We start from the raw sequence: 17,849 nt of genomic DNA, 5'->3' as shown, positions 1-17,849 counted from the left end.
TCATTTTAAAAACATCGTTTTTGCGTATACACCGTTCAGCGCAGATGATTGCGCTGTATACACCAGATGAAACCAATCTTTGAGAAAAATGACTGAAATGACAATGCTGGGTTTTCCCCGAATCCTACAGATCAAAATCCGTTTTTTGTGGATAGACAGATCAACCGAATGTCGGTTTCTCTACTGATTTTTCATGGCGATTTTTCGGTTAGGCTTCGCTTCCTGATCAAAGCGCCAGCATTGTATGGATAACCTTTGCTACCTCCCGCCAAAATCCTTATAATTGAGCACAATTTTTCTCTAATTTTAAGTGGATGACCATGAGTCGCGCCATATCGCATATTGATACTTTCCAAGGCTTAATTCTTGCCTTACAAAATTACTGGGCGGAGCAAGGCTGCGTCGTGTTGCAGCCTTACGACATGGAAATGGGTGCAGGAACATTCCACACTGCAACTTTCCTACGTGCATTAGGGCCTGAAACCTGGAATGCCGCTTATGTGCAACCTTCACGTCGTCCAAAAGATGGCCGTTATGGTGAAAACCCGAACCGTTTGCAACACTACTACCAGTTCCAGGTGGTATTAAAGCCAAACCCGGACAACATCCAGCAGCTGTATCTGGATTCTTTAAAAGCCATCGGGATTGATCCTTTGGTTCACGACATCCGTTTTGTCGAAGATAACTGGGAATCACCAACACTCGGTGCTTGGGGCTTAGGTTGGGAAGTTTGGCTGAATGGTATGGAAGTCACGCAATTCACTTATTTCCAGCAAGTCGGTGGTGTTGAATGTTATCCGGTCACGGGTGAAATCACTTACGGTTTAGAACGTCTGGCGATGTACCTGCAAGGTGTCGACTCAGTTTACGATTTGGTTTGGACCAAAGGTCAGTTCGGTACGGTGACCTATGGCGATGTATTCCATCAAAACGAAGTAGAACAATCGACCTATAACTTCGAATATGCGCCAGTCGACAAACTGTTTGAACTGTTCGACTTTTACGAAGCAGAAGCCTCTCGTTTGATGGAAGCGAAACTGCCACTTCCTGCCTATGAGCAAGTGGTGAAAGCATCACACAGCTTTAACCTGCTTGATGCGCGTGGTGCGATTTCTGTGACTGAGCGTCAGCGTTATATTTTACGTGTCCGTACATTGGCGCGTGCCATTGCACAAAGCTACGTGGCCGCACGTGCAGAGCTTGGTTTCCCAATGGCAGAACCGCATTTACGTGATGAAGTTCTGGCACAGTTAAAAGCACAGGTTGAGGCGGAAGCCGCGCAAGCAGAAAAATCAGCGGAGAGCAAATAATGTCTAAGCATACTGTTTTATTTGAACTTGGCTGTGAAGAACTTCCACCAAAAAGCCTGAAAAAATTACGTGATGCGTTACAGGCTGAAACGGTTAAAGGCTTAAAAGATGCAGGTCTGGCTTTCGATTCAATTGAAGCTTATGCTGCACCACGTCGTTTGGCACTTAAAATTGTCAATGTAGATGGCGCGCAAGCCGACACTCAAAAACGTTTTGACGGCCCTGCAAAACAAGCAGCGTTTGATGCTGAAGGCAATCCAACCAAAGCTTTAGAAGGCTTTATGCGTGGTCAAGGCATTACGGTTGATCAAGTATCGACTTTCCAAGCAGGTAAAGTTGAAAAAGTGTGTTACTTAAAAGATGTCAAAGGTCAAAGCCTTGATGCGCTGTTACCGCAAATTTTACAAAATGCTTTGGACAACCTGCCAATTGCGAAACGCATGCGTTCTGCAGCCAGCCGTACTGAATTCGTTCGTCCGGTAAAATGGGTGGTGTTGCTGAAAGACAACGATGTGGTTGATGCAACCATTCAAGATCATAAAGCTAGTAACGTGACGTATGGTCACCGTTTCCATGCACCTGAAGCGATTACGCTGGCCAATGCAGATGCATACTTAGATGCACTTCGTAGCGCTTATGTGGTTGCGTCTTTTGAAGAGCGTCAAGCGATCATCGACCAGCAAGTAAAAGCACTGGCAGATGAAGTCAATGCCATTGCCATTGTGCCTGCGGATCTTCGTGACGAAGTCACTGCACTGGTTGAATGGCCTGTTGCACTACGTGCCAGCTTTGAAGAACGCTTCCTTGCTGTTCCTCAAGAAGCGCTTATTACGACCATGCAGGACAACCAAAAGTACTTCTGCCTGGTGAATAGCGATAATAAACTGCAACCGTACTTCATTACGGTGTCAAACATCGAGTCGAAAGATCCGTCACAAATTATTGAAGGTAACGAGAAAGTCGTTCGTCCACGTTTGTCGGATGCTGAATTCTTCTTCCTGCAAGACCAAAAACAACCGCTTGCGTCTCGTAAGGAGAAACTGGCGAATATGGTATTCCAGGCAGAACTCGGTACGCTTTGGAACAAATCTGAACGTATTGCCAAACTTGCTGTTGCGCTTGCGCCAATTACAGGTGCAAATGCGGCTGACGCTGAAAAAGCTGCCCTGCTGGCAAAATGTGACTTAACCTCTGAGCTTGTGGGTGAATTCCCAGAACTTCAAGGCATCGCGGGAACTTACTATGCACGTCTTGAAGGCGAAAATGATGAAGTGGCTGAAGCACTTGGCGAGCAGTACTTGCCTAAATTTGCAGGTGATGTTTTACCGAAAACCAAAACAGGTACAACCATTGCGCTTGCAGACCGCTTAGATACGCTCACCGGTATTTTCGGTATTGGTCAAGCGCCTACAGGTTCGAAAGACCCGTTTGCCCTGCGTCGTTCTGCAATTGGTATCTTACGTCTAGTGACTGAAAACGAGCTTGATGTTTCAATCGAAGATTTGATCAAACTTGCTTTAGCTGCGTATGGCGATGTACTCAAAGATCACGATAAGACTTTAAACGATGCGGTTGCATTCCTTGAAGGTCGTTACCGTGCCAAATATGAAGACCAAGGTGTGGCTGTTGACGTGATTCAAGCCGTTCAAGCCTTGTCACCAAAATCACCGCTTGATTTTGACAAGCGTGTCAATGCGGTCAATCACTTCCGCGCATTGCCTGAAGCGGCTGCACTTGCTGCTGCGAATAAGCGTGTTGCCAATATTCTTGCCAAAGAAGCGGCACCAGCTGGTGAAGTGGTTGAAGCGAATCTGGTGGAAGATGCTGAAAAAGCATTGTTCGCTGAACTTGCAAAAATCACGCCTGTAGTTGAGCCATTATTCGCTGCCAAAGACTACACTGCTGCGCTCTCTGCACTTGCTGCACTGCGTGCGCCTGTAGATGCGTTCTTTGACGGTGTAATGGTGATGGCGGATGATGCTGAATTAAAAGCAAATCGTTTACGCTTGCTTGCTCAGCTTCGCGCCTTATTTACCAAAGTGGCGGATATTTCGGTGCTTCAACACTAAAGATGAGTATTTATAACGACTCACCTATCACCCTTGCAATCCTCAAGCTCTTTCAAGAGCTTGAGGATTGGATTTCAATGAATCATCAATATCTTCCTCATGGTGCCGTTAAGGCATTTATTTTTGGTGGCTGTGCGTTTCACATCCACACCAATGCTCGAGGTAGCAATGATATTGATGCTGAAATCCAATCGATCAGCCAATTAAAAAAAGAAGATATTTTCTTATTTCTAGAAAATAATGATATTGAATATCTGGATCATAATAATCTTGAAACAAATTTAGAATTTGACAGTGGATTTAATACCAGCCTTGCCTCCATCGATCCTGATTACAGGGAACGAGTTATCCCCTTAACCGCTGAAAGTATCGTAGAGGTCTATCTCGTATCTGGCGTAGATTTGGCTGTTTCTAAATTGGCACGCTTGTCTGACAGAGACATCGAAGATATTCAAGCATTATATGCAAGAAACAAGTTTTCGCTTGAGCAGTTCAAAGAAATAGCAAATAATGCTAAAGACTATTACGTTACACCTGAGCAATTAGATTCTAATATTCAATATATGATTTCGCTTCTTTCAGACCTGGGAGATTGACACAATGAATCAGCTGGAATTTGAGCATGCTTTAAAAGCACTATTAAAGCAGCCATTGAATTCTGCAACATTCGAGCAGGTTAAACCCGTTGCTGAAGCATTATTATATTCAGAACTACTACCTGCTGTGAGTTCCAGTTTAAACCCCTTAGAAAAGCGCCGACTGTTTTTTCTATTAGAAAAATTCCGCAGATACTCATGCTCAAGTGTTTCTAGACGCCAACAACTTAAAGCACTCTCCCAAGCCTTGAATGTCGTTCCATTGCCGAGCACTCATGATACAAGAAGATTAGTTGACCCTCTGGCAAAACGTGTAGGCCTCAATGAAGATTTAAATCATTTAAAACCTCAATTACTGACCTTACAAACACGCCACTACTCACTTTACAGTTAATTCTCTCCTCCTTCTCTTAAGTACTACTATTCTATAGGTCATACCTATAGGCTTTTCCTTCCATATTCCCTATACTCAAACTGAAAACACTCAACAAGAAAGAAGCTTATGAAACTTAAAACTTTAATTTTATCTGGTCTAACTTGCCTTTCTCTGGGTGCATGTACCTCTGCGCCAGTCATTCCACAACTACAAGCGGGGGTATTACAAGAAGTCCAAAATCTTGAGGTCTATCCAGACACCACGCATAACTCGGCCAAACTGACCAAGTTTATTGATAAATGCGTGATTGAATTTAGAGGGCAGCTCAAAGCCGGCCGCTCAATTGAACAATGGGCATTTAAAGGCAACACCCTCATTTCAGCCGGTTCAGCTACCTTTGCCCAAGATGGCACCAGCACCGCCCATAATTTTGACCTGCATGATGCCACGGTACAGAAAAACTTCCTCACCCTGCGCGATCATTTCCATAAAGATGCACTGGCGCAATGTAACTAAAAATTCAAGCATCATGCCTGCAAAAGGTATGGTGCTTTTCCACATTTTTCAGAAAAAATAAAAATAACCTGAAAAATAAATAGATTTTTCATCATGCAAATTATATCTGCTATACCAACTGGTATAAGACTTCGCAGCCAATTCCCAGTTTACAAAAATGCCTGAATTGTTAAGCAGTTGTAGCAAGATTGTGGATGTTTTTGCATAAAGCATATCGGCGCATATTTTTCTCCTTAAGATAGGCACCGCTCACAGCATTGCGTCTGTGGCACACATGCAAGGAAAATCCTATGAAGAAAACTCTCACAACAATATTCATGAGCAGCGCCCTACTCGCGACATCTTCACTGTATGCCGCGCCCGCACTTCAGGCCAATGTCAACGCATCGGCAGCTGTGCAGACGCCACAGGCTGGTGGACTTTTAAATAATGTAGTGCAAGGTACGCAGCAGACCTTACACAGCGCAGGCGAGCATGTCGGTCAAGGATTACATAGCGTAAAAACCACGACCCAGAACACCTGGCAAAACACCAAACAGTTCAGCAATGAAAAAGCCGAAGCCGGCAAAGAAAAAGCCGCAGATTTAAAACAGGCGGCCTATGAACGCTCAAGCGAACTGAAACAGTCTGCCGCCAAGAAAGCCGCAGCAGCCCGTGAACATGCCGCAGATCGTACGGAAAAAACCAAAAACAGCCTGAAACAGAAATCGGCACAGGTACAATTGCACAGCAATGCGCAGGTTGATGTCGATACGCCTGTGGCCAAAGCCAAAGTCAGCAGTAAAACCCATACCGCGGTTGGCGCTGCACAATAATCAAAATGAGAGAACCAAGCCTGCAACCCTGCGGGCTTTTTTAATTTTGTGCTTGAGTTTCAAGACAATTCAGCAGATGCTCAACACAGTAACAGGAATCTTCATGATTTCTTCATGCCTTCAGTTTAGGCTTAGGCTTTCCATTCTCTTTTAGCAGGGGTCATGATTATGCATAAAATGAAATCCGTATTGGCTGTTGGCCTTATGCTCATGGGCACTGCAGTCTGGGCACAAACTCCACCAGCAGAAGCGAATAGCAGCACCAAGCTCCAAGCCCCGATTCAGCCGTATGCCGATAATCCGAATTTACTGCATGTCTGGGCCTATAAAGTACAGCAAGGTGTTTTAAACGCGGCAGATCGGGTTGGTGAAGTGGCAGAAAAAGGTGTGCAAAAAGTACGGCCTTCGGTGCATCAGGCCTGGGAAAATACCAAAACCTTAACCAGCAACACCACGCAACAGGACAACCAGAAAATTCAGGACACCAAAGAAGCTTTAGGCGGCGCACCGCAACAGCCGGTACCAATTGTACAGGGCAGCTTGAGTCAGCCAGATACCGCTCAACCGGCGGCATCAGTACCTGCTGAAACCGGTTCAGGAGCCACCAGCTACGCCGTGACCGAACTTTAAGACGGAGTGAGCGAGAGCATCATCATCACTCGCCTTTTCATTCCACCCAAAAATACGGACCTGAATACGTCCGTATTTTTTATTGCTTGATATCTGATTAATTGACCTGACGGATCGGTTGGCCCTGCTGAAATGCGATCACGTTTTCTACCATTTGCTGCACAATCCGCTGCCGCGCATCTACACTGCCCCATGCACTATGCGGGGTTAAAATTAAATTGGGAATGGCTGGGTCTAACAGGATATTGCCCTGCTTGGGTGGCTCGACACTCAGCACATCCATCGCCGCACCGGCAATTTGTCCGGACTGTAAGGCTTCGGCCAGCGCCGCTTCATTGACAATACCGCCGCGGGCACAGTTAACTAAAAACGCGCTATGTTTCATGGCAGCAAACTCAGCCGGCCCGATTAAATCCCGGGTATCTTCGGTCAGTGGACAATGCAGGCTTAAAAAATCCACCTGCGGTAACAGCTCGGCAAAAGGCACCCGCGACGCAGATTGTGGCCGGTTGGCGAGAGCAGCAATTTTGACCTGCATGCCCAAGGCTTCGGCTAGCTTGGCCACTGCCTGCCCCAACTCACCATAACCGACAATTCCCAGCGTTTTTCCAGCCAGCTCGACAATTGGATAATCCAGCAGACAGAACTGGCTAGAACGCTGCCACTGGCCCTGTTGCACCGCCTGATGATAAGGCACAAAAGAAGTAGCCAGATTTAACATCAGCATTAAGGTATGTTGCGCCACTGCGGCCGTGCCATAACCCTGACAGTTACACACCACCACACCCTGGCGGCGTGCCTGTTCCAAATCGACATTATTGGTACCGGTGGCTGAAATCAGGATCAGTTTAAGCTGCGGGCATTGCTGTAATGTCGCGGCATCCAGCAAGACTTTATTGCTGATAATCACCTCGGCAGATTGCACCCGTGGCAGCAGCTCTGCAGGCGAAGTGGTTGGATACAGCGTTAACTGCTGCTGAAAGACAGCGTTTAAGTCTTCTAGCTGTAAATCATCCTGATCCAGCGAGGCAAAATCCAGAAATATGGCGTTCATGTGGTGCATCCTCTCATCATGGCGTGAAGAAATTAAAGCACACTTGTAGCGCTGCGCGTCAGTTCAAAAATGGGATGCCCACAAAAAAACGCCCATGAGTTCATGGGCGCTTGCTGTGATAATTGCGTAAAGAAAAGCGGATTTGCCGAATGACATAAATGGTTAAAGCCAATACCAATAACAGGCCACTGCCGAACACCATATAGGCTGAATAATGCACCGTTTGTGCCGAAGCAACGGACGGAACAGCCCAACCCAGCAGGCTCAGTACCACAACAGACAGAGGTCGAATGGTCATAACACTACCCTACTTTTATCCACTGGTTGTTTTACATCCATCTTCATCTTAGCCTGAATATAAAATAAAACAAGGACTTCGGGGTCAGTGCAGTTTTGGCTTACAGCACCACTTCGGGCTGGGTCACAAATTTGGCACTTTCCGGGCTATCATCGACAAATTCATTGCCGCCAAATTCATCACTACTTAAATTCAGCTGTTTATAACTCAGCACATAATAATCGCTGTATTTTTTAATCACGATGGGGTGCATACCGGCGCTGAGCTCATCCTGTTCCTGAAACAGTTTCATGACCTGACGATCATTCATGGCCACAATATAACGCTGGTCATTCAGCCAGATTTGTACCAGTCCATTGCCCTTGGCATAAATCGGAATCAGGAATTTATGGTTTAAGGCCACAGCACTGGCAGCATAGCTTTCGATCTTCTGGCTAATGACATTAAATACCAGCCCATGGCCAAAACAGTCCATCAGCTGGCGGCGGCTTTCCTGCGGCAGGTTAAACTGAATCCCGAGTTTATGCAGGTCATGCTGATCGACCTGTTTATTGCTGAGCAGCGAGCGAATCAGGTTCTGCTTGAGCTTGGCATCAAAAAAGCCGCTGTCCAGTTGCAGTTCGTTATTTTTCAGGATTTTCCCCAGCGCATGTTTGTGCCGTGGCAACAGGTTTTCAATCAGCTTGCGATAGTAAAACTTACTGTTCTTTTTGACCTGACGCATCTTCTGGTAAAAATGTGCCGGATCAAAAGGATGGCTAAGAAAATCATTGAGCAAATCGGAACTGGCCAACACCGCAATTGCATCATGTCCGGTAAACGGTAAATGCAGGGTCTGCAGCGAAGGCAGCACTGCCTGCAATTTTAAATACTGGGCGCGGTCTTCGGCATAGTGCGGATCATAAATTACGATATATTCGCGCTCAGCCGAAACATCTTGGGGCTGAATACGCATGTCAGCATTGTGCTGCGGGTGGAAGAACATATTGTAACGCGTGTCCAGAATATCTTCCGGATCAATCGAATATTGCGGCACCAGTGCCACCACACGTTGCAAATCAAGCAGGTTGGAATATTTGATGGCCGCATAACCACCCATCGAACCGCCATAGCCAATACGCTGCTGAAACGGCGCAATGGTGGCGGCAATTTCATTCAGCATCGCGCGCATCGACTGTTCGGGAAACCAGGATTTCTCCTTTGGCATGATGCCAACCACATTATAGCCGTGTTTGCTCAATGACTTTTCAGCATTAATGGTCAGGCCTTTGGCGCGGGTAATTAAATCGCCAAAAGAAAAAATCAGCGCCTCTGAATGACCGGGCATCCAGATGACGCGGATATGATCGTCTTCAAAAATTATGTGTTTATCCATTCCCACACCAGAGCTGCACAGCCCTCTATCAAGATTCAAAATAACAAATAGACCGTATGCCGACGACTAAAAAGCGAATATGTTATTTTATAGATGCCCGGCAGATAAAAAAGCGCAAAATATGACACAATTCCTCCATCCTGCAGCAGAACAAGGCTTTTCCACAGCCGCCAAACTTTATCAACAGGTCCGACCAAGTTATCCACAAGCGCTGGTTGCATGGTTAAAAAACCAGCTCAAATCTGATGCCGCACCGGTCTGTGTCGACCTAGGTGCCGGTACCGGTAAATTCCTGCCGATTCTGCAACAGCTTAGCCCGCATGTGATTGCTGTTGAGCCGGTGGCCGAAATGCTGGCACAACTACAGCAACACTATCCTGATGTGCAAAGCATTCAAGCCTATAGTCATGCCCTGCCGCTGCCTGATGCCAGTGTCGATGCCGTCTGCTGCGCGCAGTCCTTTCACTGGTTTGCCAATCTTGAAACCCTGAACGAAATTTACCGGGTGCTGAAACCGGGTGGTCAGCTATTGCTGATCTGGAATCAGCGTGACACCCGCATCGACTGGGTCAAGGCACTGGCCGAGCATATAGCACCGCTGGAAGGTGATACCCCGCGTTTTCATAGCGGCCAATGGCGACAGGTCTTTTCGGCTGCAACCGGCTTTAACGCTAACGCAGAAGCTACTTTTCAGCAATGGCAAAGCGGTACAGTTGAACAGGTGGTGTCAAAACGCCTGCTTTCTACCAGTTTTATTGCCGCGCTGCCTGAACATCAGCAACAGCAGCTGAAACAGCAGTTCGAGCAGATGGTGCTGCAATATACAGGCAAACAGCCGCAGCAACAAATTGACTTTCCCTACCTGACCCATGTGTATAGCTTTACAAAAATTACAGAACAATAAGGATGAACCTGTCATGTCCAATCTGATCAAACCTTTATCTCTGGCCTGTCTGCTTGGCAGTGCACTGCTGCTGAGTGCCTGCGAGCGTAATCCGTCACCAGAACCGAAGCAGGAATTAAGCGCCGAAGATCAGGTGCTGCAGGAACTGAAAAGTGAGCCGGTACGCACTTTCCCGAAAACCGAGCAGGACTTGCATGACCTGCAGCTGCTAACCGACTATGAACAGCGCTTTGGTCAGATGAGTGAGGAAATGGAAGTTGAACTAATGCAGATGCAGCAGCAAGGCACGCTGGATGATGTCTTTGCACGAAGCCGGCAAGGTGACAATATCCAGTCGGCCCTGAATATGCTGAAAGCGCTGGATTTAAAAACTGAACAGGGCCGCTATATTCAGGGTCTGATGTATGAATATTGGGATCATCAGGCCCAGCTGCATGCCCAGCAACCAGCTTCAGCTGCATCGGAGAGTGCACCAGACAGCGTTAAAGGTCTGGGGAAATTTATTCATGCCCAAGAGCAATTAGAACACTGGCGCGACCAGTATCCACAGCTCGAGCATTAAATGATATGCACAACCTCAGGGCCCTAAATAGCCCTGATTTTTTTACAGGCAGGATGTCTGTGAGTTTTACTGCCCTGTAGCGAGATAGGCATGTACACCTTCCCCAGCTGCCCGTCCGGTGGCAAAACAGGCCGTGAGCAAATAGCCGCCGGTGGGTGCATCCCAGTCCAGCATTTCACCGCAGCAAAATACCGCCGGATGACCCTTCAGCTGTAACTGCGGGCTGAAGGCACTGCGCTTGATTCCGCCGGCACAGCTAATCGCTTCTTCAATCGGGCGAAAACCCGTTAATTCAATCCGCAGCTGTTTCACCTGTGCCGCCAGTGCCTCCGGCTGATGCCATAAGCTTTTATCGACCAGTTCGCGCAGCAGACTGCTTTTGGCTGCATCTAAACCGGCTTTACGCCAGACATTGCTAAGCGACTGCTTTTTACTGGGGTGTAATTTTTTGGCCAGCTGCGCCTGCGACTGCTCGGGCAGTAAATCCAGAGAGAGCACCATGCGCTGCTGCTGTTTCAGCTGTGCACGTAAGGCCCGGCCCTGCTTATAAATCAGGCCACTTTCCAGTCCATAATGGGTCAGGACAATATCGCCGACACTGCGCGTATGCGGTTCCACCCAGGTCTCAACCCGTTTTAAAGGCTGACCAAACACTGGCTGCATAAAGCTGGACCACGGATACTCCACCCCGGCATTGCTGGCCTGAAATGGTTCAATCTGCTCTGGATGGAGCCAGTCCTGCCAGGCACCATCACTGCCTAATTGCGACCACGACAGCGCACCACAAGCCAGCACAATCGCATCAAATGATTCACTGCGCAGTTGCCCATGTTTTAAGTCCAGAATCTGCAGCTGTTGCTGCTCAAGGCCTTTGACCTGCTGGCGGTAATGAAACTGCACCCCATTATCCGCCAGTCGTTTTAACCAGGCCCGTAATAGCGGTGCAGCTTTCATCTCCACCGGAAATATCCGCCCGGATGAACCGACATAAGAGCGAATGCCCAAGCCTGCCATCCAGTCCTGAATCCAGCCAGCATCCCAGCGCTGAATCCACGGCGCCAGCCAGTCGGCCTGATCATAACGCTGAATAAACTGCGGCACTGCTTCGGCATGGGAAATATTTAACCCGGTTTTTCCGGCCATTAAAAACTTGCGTGCTGCCGAAGGCTTCTGCTCATAGACATGCAGGTTATAGCCATACTGGCTGAGCACCTCAGCCGCCATCAAGCCGGCCGGGCCTGCCCCGATAATGGCAATCCGCTTGGACATGCTTATTCTTCCACTGCCTGCGCAGGCGACTGCCCCTGAAGCGGCTGAAAATCATCAAAACGGGTGCGATACCCTTCCGGTTTACGAATAATCAGTTGCTGGCATAATTCACCGCGCTGCAAATATTTAATTTCAAAATGGGTCCGGGCAGAATCGGCGGCAATCCGCTGTTTCTCAAACGGCAGTTTCCATAGCGCCAATAATTGCTGTTCAGCTTCGGCAATATATTCAGGGATATTACTGGCCAGGGTAATCTGTCCATTCGGTTGTAAACGCGACAGCAAAAACTCAAAAAATGGCATATTTAGCCAGCGCTGGGCCGGATTATGCGGCTCCGGATTCGGATATAAAATAAAGCACTGCTCGACTTGCGCTGGATATAGCGCATGTACAATCCACGGTAAGGCATCGGCATGGACCGGCTGCAGATTGGCACGCGGTTCTAATCCATGCTGCTTTTGCATGGCCAGAAACTTTTCCCGGGTGCGCTCAATCGCATACAGGGTTTGCTCAGGATGTTGCCCACTGAACAACAGCGCGTGCTTGCCTTTGCCTGCACCAATTTCGATACAGACAGGAGTATTGGCAATGGCTTGAAAGTCACGCGGAGCATGCATACGCTGGGCTTGAAATTGACGAATGGGCATAATCAGATCAAACTTATAAAAAACCACACAAGTCTATCAAGTGCAGCTGTTTTTGACTAATCTAATCCGGGATTTTATCAGGAGACCCGCATGCCACGTACATTCCCTTGCCCACGTTGTGGTGAACCTTCTGTCTGGGAAGGCAATGAATTTCGCCCTTTCTGTTCCGAGCGTTGCAAGCTGATTGATTTGGGCGCCTGGGCCAGTGATGAATATCGCCTGCCGACTCAGGATGCACCCTCGGTAGATAACCCGGAAGACTAAAATGAGTTACGCGGTTTTACAAAAAGCCGCTTTTACTGGAAAGGTGTAATAAAAATCCTACACATTTAAAACTTCTTTGCGCAAACAGCGCACACATTTAAAAATTTTACTGCAAAACGTTACCCTATTCGCATTCGGTTCTTTTTTAAATGGCCTCGAGATTCTAATTATCGAGCCCTGTATGCCCACGCTCCTGAAAATTCTTTTTTTCGCCTTTCTGCTTGCCGCAATCTTAATGCTGGCGGTCGGTTTATATAGTCAGGATACGCTGCTGATTGGGGTGGCGGTATTATTTGCCTTAATGGCCTGGCTGGTGGGCATGGAAGCGAAAAAACAGCTGAATGACCCGTTTCGCAAATAAATGGCAATCAAAACGGCGCAATAAAAAAGTCAGCACTGTGCTGACTTTGGTTAGGGTGAAATTTGCAGATTAACCGGTCTGCCCCGCCACAAAAGGATTGTGCTGTTTTTCAAAACCAATGGTACTGATCGGACCATGCCCTGAAATAAACTGGGTTTCATCGGGCAGGCTAAAACATTCACGCTGGATTGAATCCAGTAATTGCTGATGATTCCCTCGCGGGAAATCTGTCCGGCCAATCGAGCCTTTAAACAGCACATCACCGGTCCAGAGCAAACCGTAATTGGCATTATAGAACATCACATGACCTGGGGTATGTCCCGGTGCAAAACGCACTTCAAACTGTTCATTGCCGAGCTGCAGCTGCTCACCGCCTTCCAGCCACTGATCCACCTCGACCTTTTCAGGAATCGGGAAACCATAACGCGCCGATACTTCCTGAATCATGTCCAGCCAGAACGCATCTTCCTTATGCGGGCCAATGACCGGCACATTCCAGCGTTTTTTTAAGGCACCGACAGCACCGGCATGATCCAGATGGCCATGAGTTAACCATAAGGCTTTCACAGTTAAGCCCAGTGCTTCGACTTCTGCCTGCAGCTTGTCCGGTTCACCGCCCGCATCAATCAAAATGGCGTCTTTGCTTTCTGCATCCCAGACGATGGAACAGTTTTGGGCAAATGCCGTGACCGGCACAATTTTGACTTGTAACATGGGTTAAGCGTCCTGTTGAAAATGGGCAAAAGTCTGTTTCAGCGCATCCAGATTAGCCTGAAGCAAGGCATTCAGCAATTGTAAATGATCATCCCGCTGGTTGAGTGCCGGAATATAGGCATAGTGTTCCCCGCCAGCCTGCTGAAAGATCTCGGCATTTTGTATCGCCAGTTCTTCCAGCGTTTCCAGACAGTCGGCAGAAAATGCCGGACTCATGATCTGGACCGATTTGACTCCCTGCTTGCCCCATTCTTCGAGCAGCACATCGGTATAGGGCTTGACCCATTCCTGCTTGCCAAAACGTGACTGGAAACTGATTGCCCACTGATCCTCATTTAAACCCAGCGCCTGCGCCACCAGTTGAGCGGTTGTGCGACTGCGCTCGGCATACGGGTCGCCTTTATCGGCATAGGGCTGTGGAATACCGTGAAATGACATCAGCAGTTTTTCCGCCGGACCATGCTCGGCCTGAAATTCGCGCACACTCTGCGCCAAAGCCTGAATATACAAAGGATGCTGATAATAATCGCGGATAATGCTCAGCCCCGGCAAATTGCGCTGCTGCGGAATCCATTTGGCTATAGCATCATATAGCGGCGCGGTGGAAGTTGCGGAATATTGAGGGAATAGCGGCAGGACAAGGAGATGATCTTGCGGCTGCTGGGCCAGCTTTGCCAGCAAAGCGTCGATGCCCGGGTTGCCATAGGTCATGGCTGGCACAATATTCAGCTCAAATTCCGGGTAGAGCGGAGTTAAGGTCTGTCTGATGGCATCAACCTGCGCCTGCAAAATTTCGCGCATAGGCGAATCCTGATTCCAGACCATGGCATAAGCATGTGCCACGCGTTTGGGGCGAAACGGTAAAATAAACAGCCTTAAAATGATTTGCCACAGCAGTTTGGGAATTTCAATCACCCGCTGATCAGACAGGAACTGTTTCAGAAAACGTCGTACCGCAGGCACAGTCGGTGCATCCGGTGTGCCCAAATTGGCCAGAATAATGGTGATTTTCGGTTTCGCAACAACAGACATTAGGCTCTCAGGAATCATCAGGGAACGCGTTTACTTTAACAGCTTTCCCGTCTGTTACTAAATGAATTAATGCGTCGATTTATATTGAAAAACACGATCATTATCAAGCAGGTTACTGTCCAGCAACTTCTGCCCTTTGGCTGTAGTCTGCCATAGCATACGCTGGCGTTCATCCCGGCCGGCCTGCACAATCCAGTCATTCTGGCGCATCTGCATTTTAATGGTATGCAGGGCACGAATATTGATTTGCGCCCGTGCCACCGCATGCGCACGCGGCATTTCACGCCGCGCATCAGTCAGACCGGTATCATTTAAATATTCATTCATGCGTTTGGAAAAATATTCTTCCGGGGTCGGATGAATAAAGGTCGAGCCTAAAATACTGAACAGCTGCGCCCAGGTCAGCTGTTTTTGTACTTTCAGTTCTTTAAAATTACCATCCTGATAAGCATGCATCCGGTATTCAAACTGGAAAGCTTCATGCATGGATACTTTGGGCAGGCTTAAAAACGGATCGGCTTCGGTCTTGCCAAGTTCATTTTTTAACTGGGCCACTTTGGCCTGTAGCTGCTCGATTTCATCATGCAGGGCCTGGGTATTTTGCGGACGCACCCAGCCCACCACCGGATAACGCTCCAGCATTTGCGGCATATTGAAACGTACCGCCAGCTCCAGATCACGCAAGCTGCGATAGCAAAACACCTGATCAACTTCCTGCTGCAACAGGCGACGGAATTCTTTAAATTTTTCCCGCAGTTCAGGTTTGGCATCCTGCAAGCTGGCATCACGTGAATCCGGGTCTTCATGCATAAACACAATCATCGGTTTCTGCTTGGTGACCGCGTAAATATATTCCAGATGCATATAGCCCACACCCGATACCGACTGCTCGCCATACTGGCTGCCCAATAACAGCACCACATAATCGCAGTCATCAATCTGACGGCGGGCAAATGCCGTACTCAACGGCGTACGCTGCTCCAAGCCCCAGGAAAAGAAGCCCATTCCCACCAAGGTCTGTGTCAATACCATGCGTTCCGGCTGCATATCTGAACCGGACGTAGAGATAAATACCTGATAGCGTTTATCGAGCATTGGCTCTCCTTCCCTCAATAGCTGAAGCGCCCAATGGGCATCAGTATTGTTCCCCAATCAAAAAAATAAGTCATGCTGAAGCAATCATGTTGCTTTCTTTATGGAGCCTGGCTTAGCGAGGCAGATTGGAAATTTTCCAGCGGATCTGCTCAGGCATCAGACGCCCGACAATCGGTTGTAAATGTTCAGCATTTTGACCGCTGACATAACAATGAATCTGCACCTGATCGGCTCGGCTCTGTTCAAATAATAACTCATTTTTCGTTAAAATGCGGGAAGTTTGACGCGCAACGGCAGTTCCTGAGTCAATTAATGTCAATTTCTGACCAAAAATAGACTGAATCGCAGTTTTTAAGAAGGGATAATGGGTACACCCCAGCACCAGATGATCTGCGCCAGCATCCACCACCGGCTGTAACAGTTCGCTTAAAGTGCTTAAACAGGCCGCGCTCATTTGTGCTCCGCTTTCCACAAAAGGCACCAGCTCAAGCGAGGTTAAAGGAATCACCTTGACCTCGGCCGGCAAGGCAAAACGCTGAATCACGTCTTTAATTAGCTGGCCACGAAAGGTCGCCGGTGTCGCCAGCACAGCCACGGTTTTGGTTTTGCTCTGCAGTACCGCCGGTTTTAAGGCTGGGACCAAACCAACAATCGGGAAATCTTCCCCATAATGCGCACGCAGATAATCCAGACTAAAAGCCGAAGCAGTATTGCAGGCCACCACTGCAATTTTACAGCCCTGCCGATACAGCCACTCGATGGCCTGAGCGGTCAGTTCACGAATCTCCTGATCATCACGCGGGCCATAAGGCACATGCGCCGTGTCGGCATAATAAACAATCTGTTCATTGGGCAAATGCTGGGCAATTTCCAGTGCCACCGACAGGCCGCCAATGCCTGAATCAAAAATCCCAATTGGCGCATCCGCCTGCGCTCTGGTCATAGGGTGCAACAAAGGAGCAAGGGGATGAATGGCGGTCATGGCAGCGGAATGAGCAGTTTGAAATAGGATGGCTCAAGCTTAAACCTCAGGTGCCTAATTGCAATAGCAAATCACCACTTTTCAGGCTTAAAATCGCATCGCCTTCGGCATTTTCCTGCAAGCTGCCCAGCTCGACCAGATGAAAAAAAGCCGCACGCTGGATCAGGGCATTCAGACCAAAACGCACATGCACATAGGGACGTAACTCCCCTTCATATTCACGCATAAAGATCGGATGCTGCTCATCGACAATCACCAGGTCCTGGGTGGTAGTGGTCAGTTGCAGATAGGTCTTGCCTTCAATATCAACCTGATCTACCTGATTGACAAATAAAGGCTCATCTTCCACCTCAATTTCAATCTGCTCGACCGGGGTTTTTAAATAGAACGTGTGACCTTCTTTCCAGAGTACGGTAGAAAACAGCTCAATTAATGACTGGCGCTTCACCAATTGACCTTCGTGCCACCATTCTCCATTGGCTTTTACCGTTAAATCCATTTTGCCACAATGCTTTGGATGCCATTGCTCCAAAGGGGGAATTGACCTTTTGTGACCGGGCTGTGCATCTTTTAAGTATTGTGCAATGCCCATTAAATTTTTATCATCAGAAAATGCTACTTTTTTCGTCGGATTTGGTTCATTGTGCTCATTGTTCATCATTGAATACCCTGCTGACGGAAAAATAATATGATTCAGCCAATTGGCTAGACCAAGGTTTAAAACTATACTAGCCCACAATATAAAAGACACGATAGCAAATTTGTGTCTAGGAACTAAGAACACTCATGGCAGCACCGGATTCTGAGATGACGGTTGCCACCTTCTAGTATTATGAGGAGTCCTACATGGAACACATCGAACGTGAATCGATGGAGTTTGACGTAGTTATCGTAGGTGCTGGCCCTGCGGGTCTGTCTGCGGCGATTAAAATCCGTCAACTTGCAATTGAAAATAACCTGAATGATCTGTCCGTTTGTGT

At 47.9% G+C, this 17,849-nt stretch carries 22 protein-coding genes; 12 read left to right on the top strand and 10 right to left on the bottom strand.

Annotated elements, in window-relative coordinates:
• The first annotated feature begins 320 nt into the window (after nt 1-320).
• From glyQ to F905_RS13865, 7 genes are all read left to right on the top strand, one after another.
• Nucleotides 321-1,310: a glycine--tRNA ligase subunit alpha gene (glyQ, locus tag F905_RS13890; protein ID WP_005181950.1), complete on the top strand. Its 990-nt coding sequence runs from the start codon at nt 321-323 to the stop codon at nt 1,308-1,310.
• A complete protein-coding gene (gene glyS / locus F905_RS13885; protein WP_005181948.1) occupies nt 1,310-3,379 on the top strand; it encodes a glycine--tRNA ligase subunit beta in 2,070 nt (689 codons plus the stop codon). The genes glyQ and glyS overlap by 1 nt, the downstream gene beginning before the upstream one ends.
• A 2-nt stretch (nt 3,380-3,381) precedes the next feature.
• Nucleotides 3,382-3,975, top strand: a complete 594-nt coding sequence (locus F905_RS13880) for a DUF6036 family nucleotidyltransferase (protein WP_034598129.1) — start codon at nt 3,382-3,384, stop codon at nt 3,973-3,975.
• 4 nt (nt 3,976-3,979) lie between these two features.
• The gene (locus F905_RS15295; protein ID WP_005181943.1) at nt 3,980-4,369 is read left to right on the top strand and encodes a hypothetical protein; all 390 of its coding nucleotides are present in this window, start codon (nt 3,980-3,982) and stop codon (nt 4,367-4,369) included.
• Nucleotides 4,370-4,477: 108 nt separating this feature from the next.
• Complete coding sequence (locus F905_RS13875) at nt 4,478-4,867, top strand: hypothetical protein (protein ID WP_005181941.1); 390 nt, start codon at nt 4,478-4,480, stop codon at nt 4,865-4,867.
• Between the two features lie 290 nt (nt 4,868-5,157).
• Nucleotides 5,158-5,682 (top strand): hypothetical protein, encoded by a 525-nt coding sequence (locus F905_RS13870; RefSeq protein ID WP_005181937.1) that lies wholly within the window; start codon nt 5,158-5,160, stop codon nt 5,680-5,682.
• Between the two features lie 204 nt (nt 5,683-5,886).
• Complete coding sequence (locus tag F905_RS13865) at nt 5,887-6,312, top strand: hypothetical protein (RefSeq protein ID WP_155756635.1); 426 nt, start codon at nt 5,887-5,889, stop codon at nt 6,310-6,312.
• A 97-nt stretch (nt 6,313-6,409) separates the two neighbouring features.
• On the opposite strand, the gene F905_RS13860 is transcribed toward F905_RS13865, so the two are convergent.
• The 3 genes from F905_RS13860 to F905_RS13850 all read right to left on the bottom strand — a co-directional run bounded on the left by F905_RS13860 (nt 6,410) and on the right by F905_RS13850 (nt 9,039).
• Nucleotides 6,410-7,366 (bottom strand): 2-hydroxyacid dehydrogenase, encoded by a 957-nt coding sequence (locus F905_RS13860; protein ID WP_005181933.1) that lies wholly within the window; start codon nt 7,364-7,366, stop codon nt 6,410-6,412.
• A 100-nt stretch (nt 7,367-7,466) separates the two neighbouring features.
• Nucleotides 7,467-7,664: a hypothetical protein gene (locus F905_RS13855; RefSeq protein ID WP_005181929.1), complete on the bottom strand. Its 198-nt coding sequence runs from the start codon at nt 7,662-7,664 to the stop codon at nt 7,467-7,469.
• A 100-nt stretch (nt 7,665-7,764) separates the two neighbouring features.
• Entirely contained in the window at nt 7,765-9,039 is a 1,275-nt protein-coding gene (locus F905_RS13850) for a hypothetical protein (protein WP_005181928.1), read from the bottom strand.
• Nucleotides 9,040-9,160: 121 nt separating this feature from the next.
• On the opposite strand from F905_RS13850, the gene F905_RS13845 reads away from it, so the two are divergent.
• Both F905_RS13845 and F905_RS13840 read left to right on the top strand, forming a co-directional pair.
• Nucleotides 9,161-9,943 (top strand): class I SAM-dependent methyltransferase, encoded by a 783-nt coding sequence (locus F905_RS13845; RefSeq protein WP_034598303.1) that lies wholly within the window; start codon nt 9,161-9,163, stop codon nt 9,941-9,943.
• 13 nt (nt 9,944-9,956) lie between these two features.
• A complete protein-coding gene (locus F905_RS13840; RefSeq protein ID WP_005181924.1) occupies nt 9,957-10,505 on the top strand; it encodes a hypothetical protein in 549 nt (182 codons plus the stop codon).
• 66 nt (nt 10,506-10,571) lie between these two features.
• On the opposite strand, the gene F905_RS13835 is transcribed toward F905_RS13840, so the two are convergent.
• Nucleotides 10,572-11,774 (bottom strand): TIGR03862 family flavoprotein, encoded by a 1,203-nt coding sequence (locus tag F905_RS13835; protein ID WP_005181922.1) that lies wholly within the window; start codon nt 11,772-11,774, stop codon nt 10,572-10,574.
• A 2-nt stretch (nt 11,775-11,776) separates the two neighbouring features.
• Nucleotides 11,777-12,427: a class I SAM-dependent methyltransferase gene (locus F905_RS13830; protein WP_171065136.1), complete on the bottom strand. Its 651-nt coding sequence runs from the start codon at nt 12,425-12,427 to the stop codon at nt 11,777-11,779.
• Between the two features lie 84 nt (nt 12,428-12,511).
• Between F905_RS13830 and F905_RS13825 the strand changes: the two genes are divergently transcribed.
• Nucleotides 12,512-12,685, top strand: a complete 174-nt coding sequence (locus tag F905_RS13825) for a DNA gyrase inhibitor YacG (protein ID WP_005181919.1) — start codon at nt 12,512-12,514, stop codon at nt 12,683-12,685.
• 181 nt (nt 12,686-12,866) lie between these two features.
• Nucleotides 12,867-13,046 carry a hypothetical protein gene (locus F905_RS13820; protein WP_005181916.1) on the top strand — a complete coding sequence of 60 codons (180 nt, stop codon included), beginning with the start codon at nt 12,867-12,869 and terminating at the stop codon, nt 13,044-13,046.
• 69 nt (nt 13,047-13,115) lie between these two features.
• On the opposite strand, the gene F905_RS13815 is transcribed toward F905_RS13820, so the two are convergent.
• From F905_RS13815 to F905_RS13795, 5 genes are all read right to left on the bottom strand, one after another.
• Nucleotides 13,116-13,760, bottom strand: a complete 645-nt coding sequence (locus tag F905_RS13815) for an MBL fold metallo-hydrolase (RefSeq protein ID WP_005181913.1) — start codon at nt 13,758-13,760, stop codon at nt 13,116-13,118.
• A gap of 3 nt (nt 13,761-13,763) precedes the next feature.
• Nucleotides 13,764-14,792 (bottom strand): ferrochelatase, encoded by a 1,029-nt coding sequence (gene hemH, locus F905_RS13810; RefSeq protein WP_005181909.1) that lies wholly within the window; start codon nt 14,790-14,792, stop codon nt 13,764-13,766.
• A 66-nt stretch (nt 14,793-14,858) separates the two neighbouring features.
• A complete protein-coding gene (locus tag F905_RS13805) occupies nt 14,859-15,887 on the bottom strand; it encodes a DUF4062 domain-containing protein (RefSeq protein ID WP_005181907.1) in 1,029 nt (342 codons plus the stop codon).
• A 112-nt stretch (nt 15,888-15,999) separates the two neighbouring features.
• Nucleotides 16,000-16,869: a glutamate racemase gene (murI, locus tag F905_RS13800; protein ID WP_005181904.1), complete on the bottom strand. Its 870-nt coding sequence runs from the start codon at nt 16,867-16,869 to the stop codon at nt 16,000-16,002.
• Nucleotides 16,870-16,915: 46 nt separating this feature from the next.
• On the bottom strand, nt 16,916-17,527 hold the full coding sequence (locus F905_RS13795; RefSeq protein ID WP_034598302.1) for a DUF1285 domain-containing protein: 612 nt from the start codon (nt 17,525-17,527) through the stop codon (nt 16,916-16,918).
• A 188-nt stretch (nt 17,528-17,715) separates the two neighbouring features.
• Here F905_RS13795 and F905_RS15290 point away from each other — a divergent pair.
• Nucleotides 17,716-17,849, top strand: a 134-nt coding sequence (locus tag F905_RS15290) for an FAD-dependent oxidoreductase (RefSeq protein ID WP_005181899.1), incomplete at its 3' end; no start/stop codon positions are given.

This window comes from Acinetobacter sp. CIP 53.82 (genome assembly GCF_000369465.1).
Taxonomy (GTDB): Bacteria; Pseudomonadota; Gammaproteobacteria; order Pseudomonadales; family Moraxellaceae; genus Acinetobacter; species Acinetobacter indicus.
Note: the sequence above shows the minus strand (reverse complement) of the source record. Positions and strands in the feature narration are given on the sequence as shown.

Excerpts from the sequence above, each read along its gene's own strand:
- murI (WP_005181904.1), bottom strand. The coding sequence starts at position 16,869 with ATGACCGCCATTCATCCCCTTGCTCCTTTGTTGCACCCTATGACCAGA.
- F905_RS13880 (WP_034598129.1), top strand. The coding sequence starts at position 3,382 with ATGAGTATTTATAACGACTCACCTATCACCCTTGCAATCCTCAAGCTC.
- F905_RS13850 (WP_005181928.1), bottom strand. The coding sequence starts at position 9,039 with ATGGATAAACACATAATTTTTGAAGACGATCATATCCGCGTCATCTGG.
- glyS (WP_005181948.1), top strand. The coding sequence starts at position 1,310 with ATGTCTAAGCATACTGTTTTATTTGAACTTGGCTGTGAAGAACTTCCA.
- F905_RS13870 (WP_005181937.1), top strand. The coding sequence starts at position 5,158 with ATGAAGAAAACTCTCACAACAATATTCATGAGCAGCGCCCTACTCGCG.
- F905_RS13805 (WP_005181907.1), bottom strand. The coding sequence starts at position 15,887 with ATGCTCGATAAACGCTATCAGGTATTTATCTCTACGTCCGGTTCAGAT.
- F905_RS13875 (WP_005181941.1), top strand. The coding sequence starts at position 4,478 with ATGAAACTTAAAACTTTAATTTTATCTGGTCTAACTTGCCTTTCTCTG.
- F905_RS13835 (WP_005181922.1), bottom strand. The coding sequence starts at position 11,774 with ATGTCCAAGCGGATTGCCATTATCGGGGCAGGCCCGGCCGGCTTGATG.
- F905_RS13860 (WP_005181933.1), bottom strand. The coding sequence starts at position 7,366 with ATGAACGCCATATTTCTGGATTTTGCCTCGCTGGATCAGGATGATTTA.
- F905_RS13845 (WP_034598303.1), top strand. The coding sequence starts at position 9,161 with ATGACACAATTCCTCCATCCTGCAGCAGAACAAGGCTTTTCCACAGCC.
- F905_RS13840 (WP_005181924.1), top strand. The coding sequence starts at position 9,957 with ATGTCCAATCTGATCAAACCTTTATCTCTGGCCTGTCTGCTTGGCAGT.
- F905_RS13825 (WP_005181919.1), top strand. The coding sequence starts at position 12,512 with ATGCCACGTACATTCCCTTGCCCACGTTGTGGTGAACCTTCTGTCTGG.
- F905_RS13855 (WP_005181929.1), bottom strand. The coding sequence starts at position 7,664 with ATGACCATTCGACCTCTGTCTGTTGTGGTACTGAGCCTGCTGGGTTGG.
- F905_RS13865 (WP_155756635.1), top strand. The coding sequence starts at position 5,887 with ATGCTCATGGGCACTGCAGTCTGGGCACAAACTCCACCAGCAGAAGCG.
- F905_RS13820 (WP_005181916.1), top strand. The coding sequence starts at position 12,867 with ATGCCCACGCTCCTGAAAATTCTTTTTTTCGCCTTTCTGCTTGCCGCA.
- glyQ (WP_005181950.1), top strand. The coding sequence starts at position 321 with ATGAGTCGCGCCATATCGCATATTGATACTTTCCAAGGCTTAATTCTT.
- F905_RS15295 (WP_005181943.1), top strand. The coding sequence starts at position 3,980 with ATGAATCAGCTGGAATTTGAGCATGCTTTAAAAGCACTATTAAAGCAG.
- hemH (WP_005181909.1), bottom strand. The coding sequence starts at position 14,792 with ATGTCTGTTGTTGCGAAACCGAAAATCACCATTATTCTGGCCAATTTG.
- F905_RS13795 (WP_034598302.1), bottom strand. The coding sequence starts at position 17,527 with ATGAACAATGAGCACAATGAACCAAATCCGACGAAAAAAGTAGCATTT.
- F905_RS13815 (WP_005181913.1), bottom strand. The coding sequence starts at position 13,760 with ATGTTACAAGTCAAAATTGTGCCGGTCACGGCATTTGCCCAAAACTGT.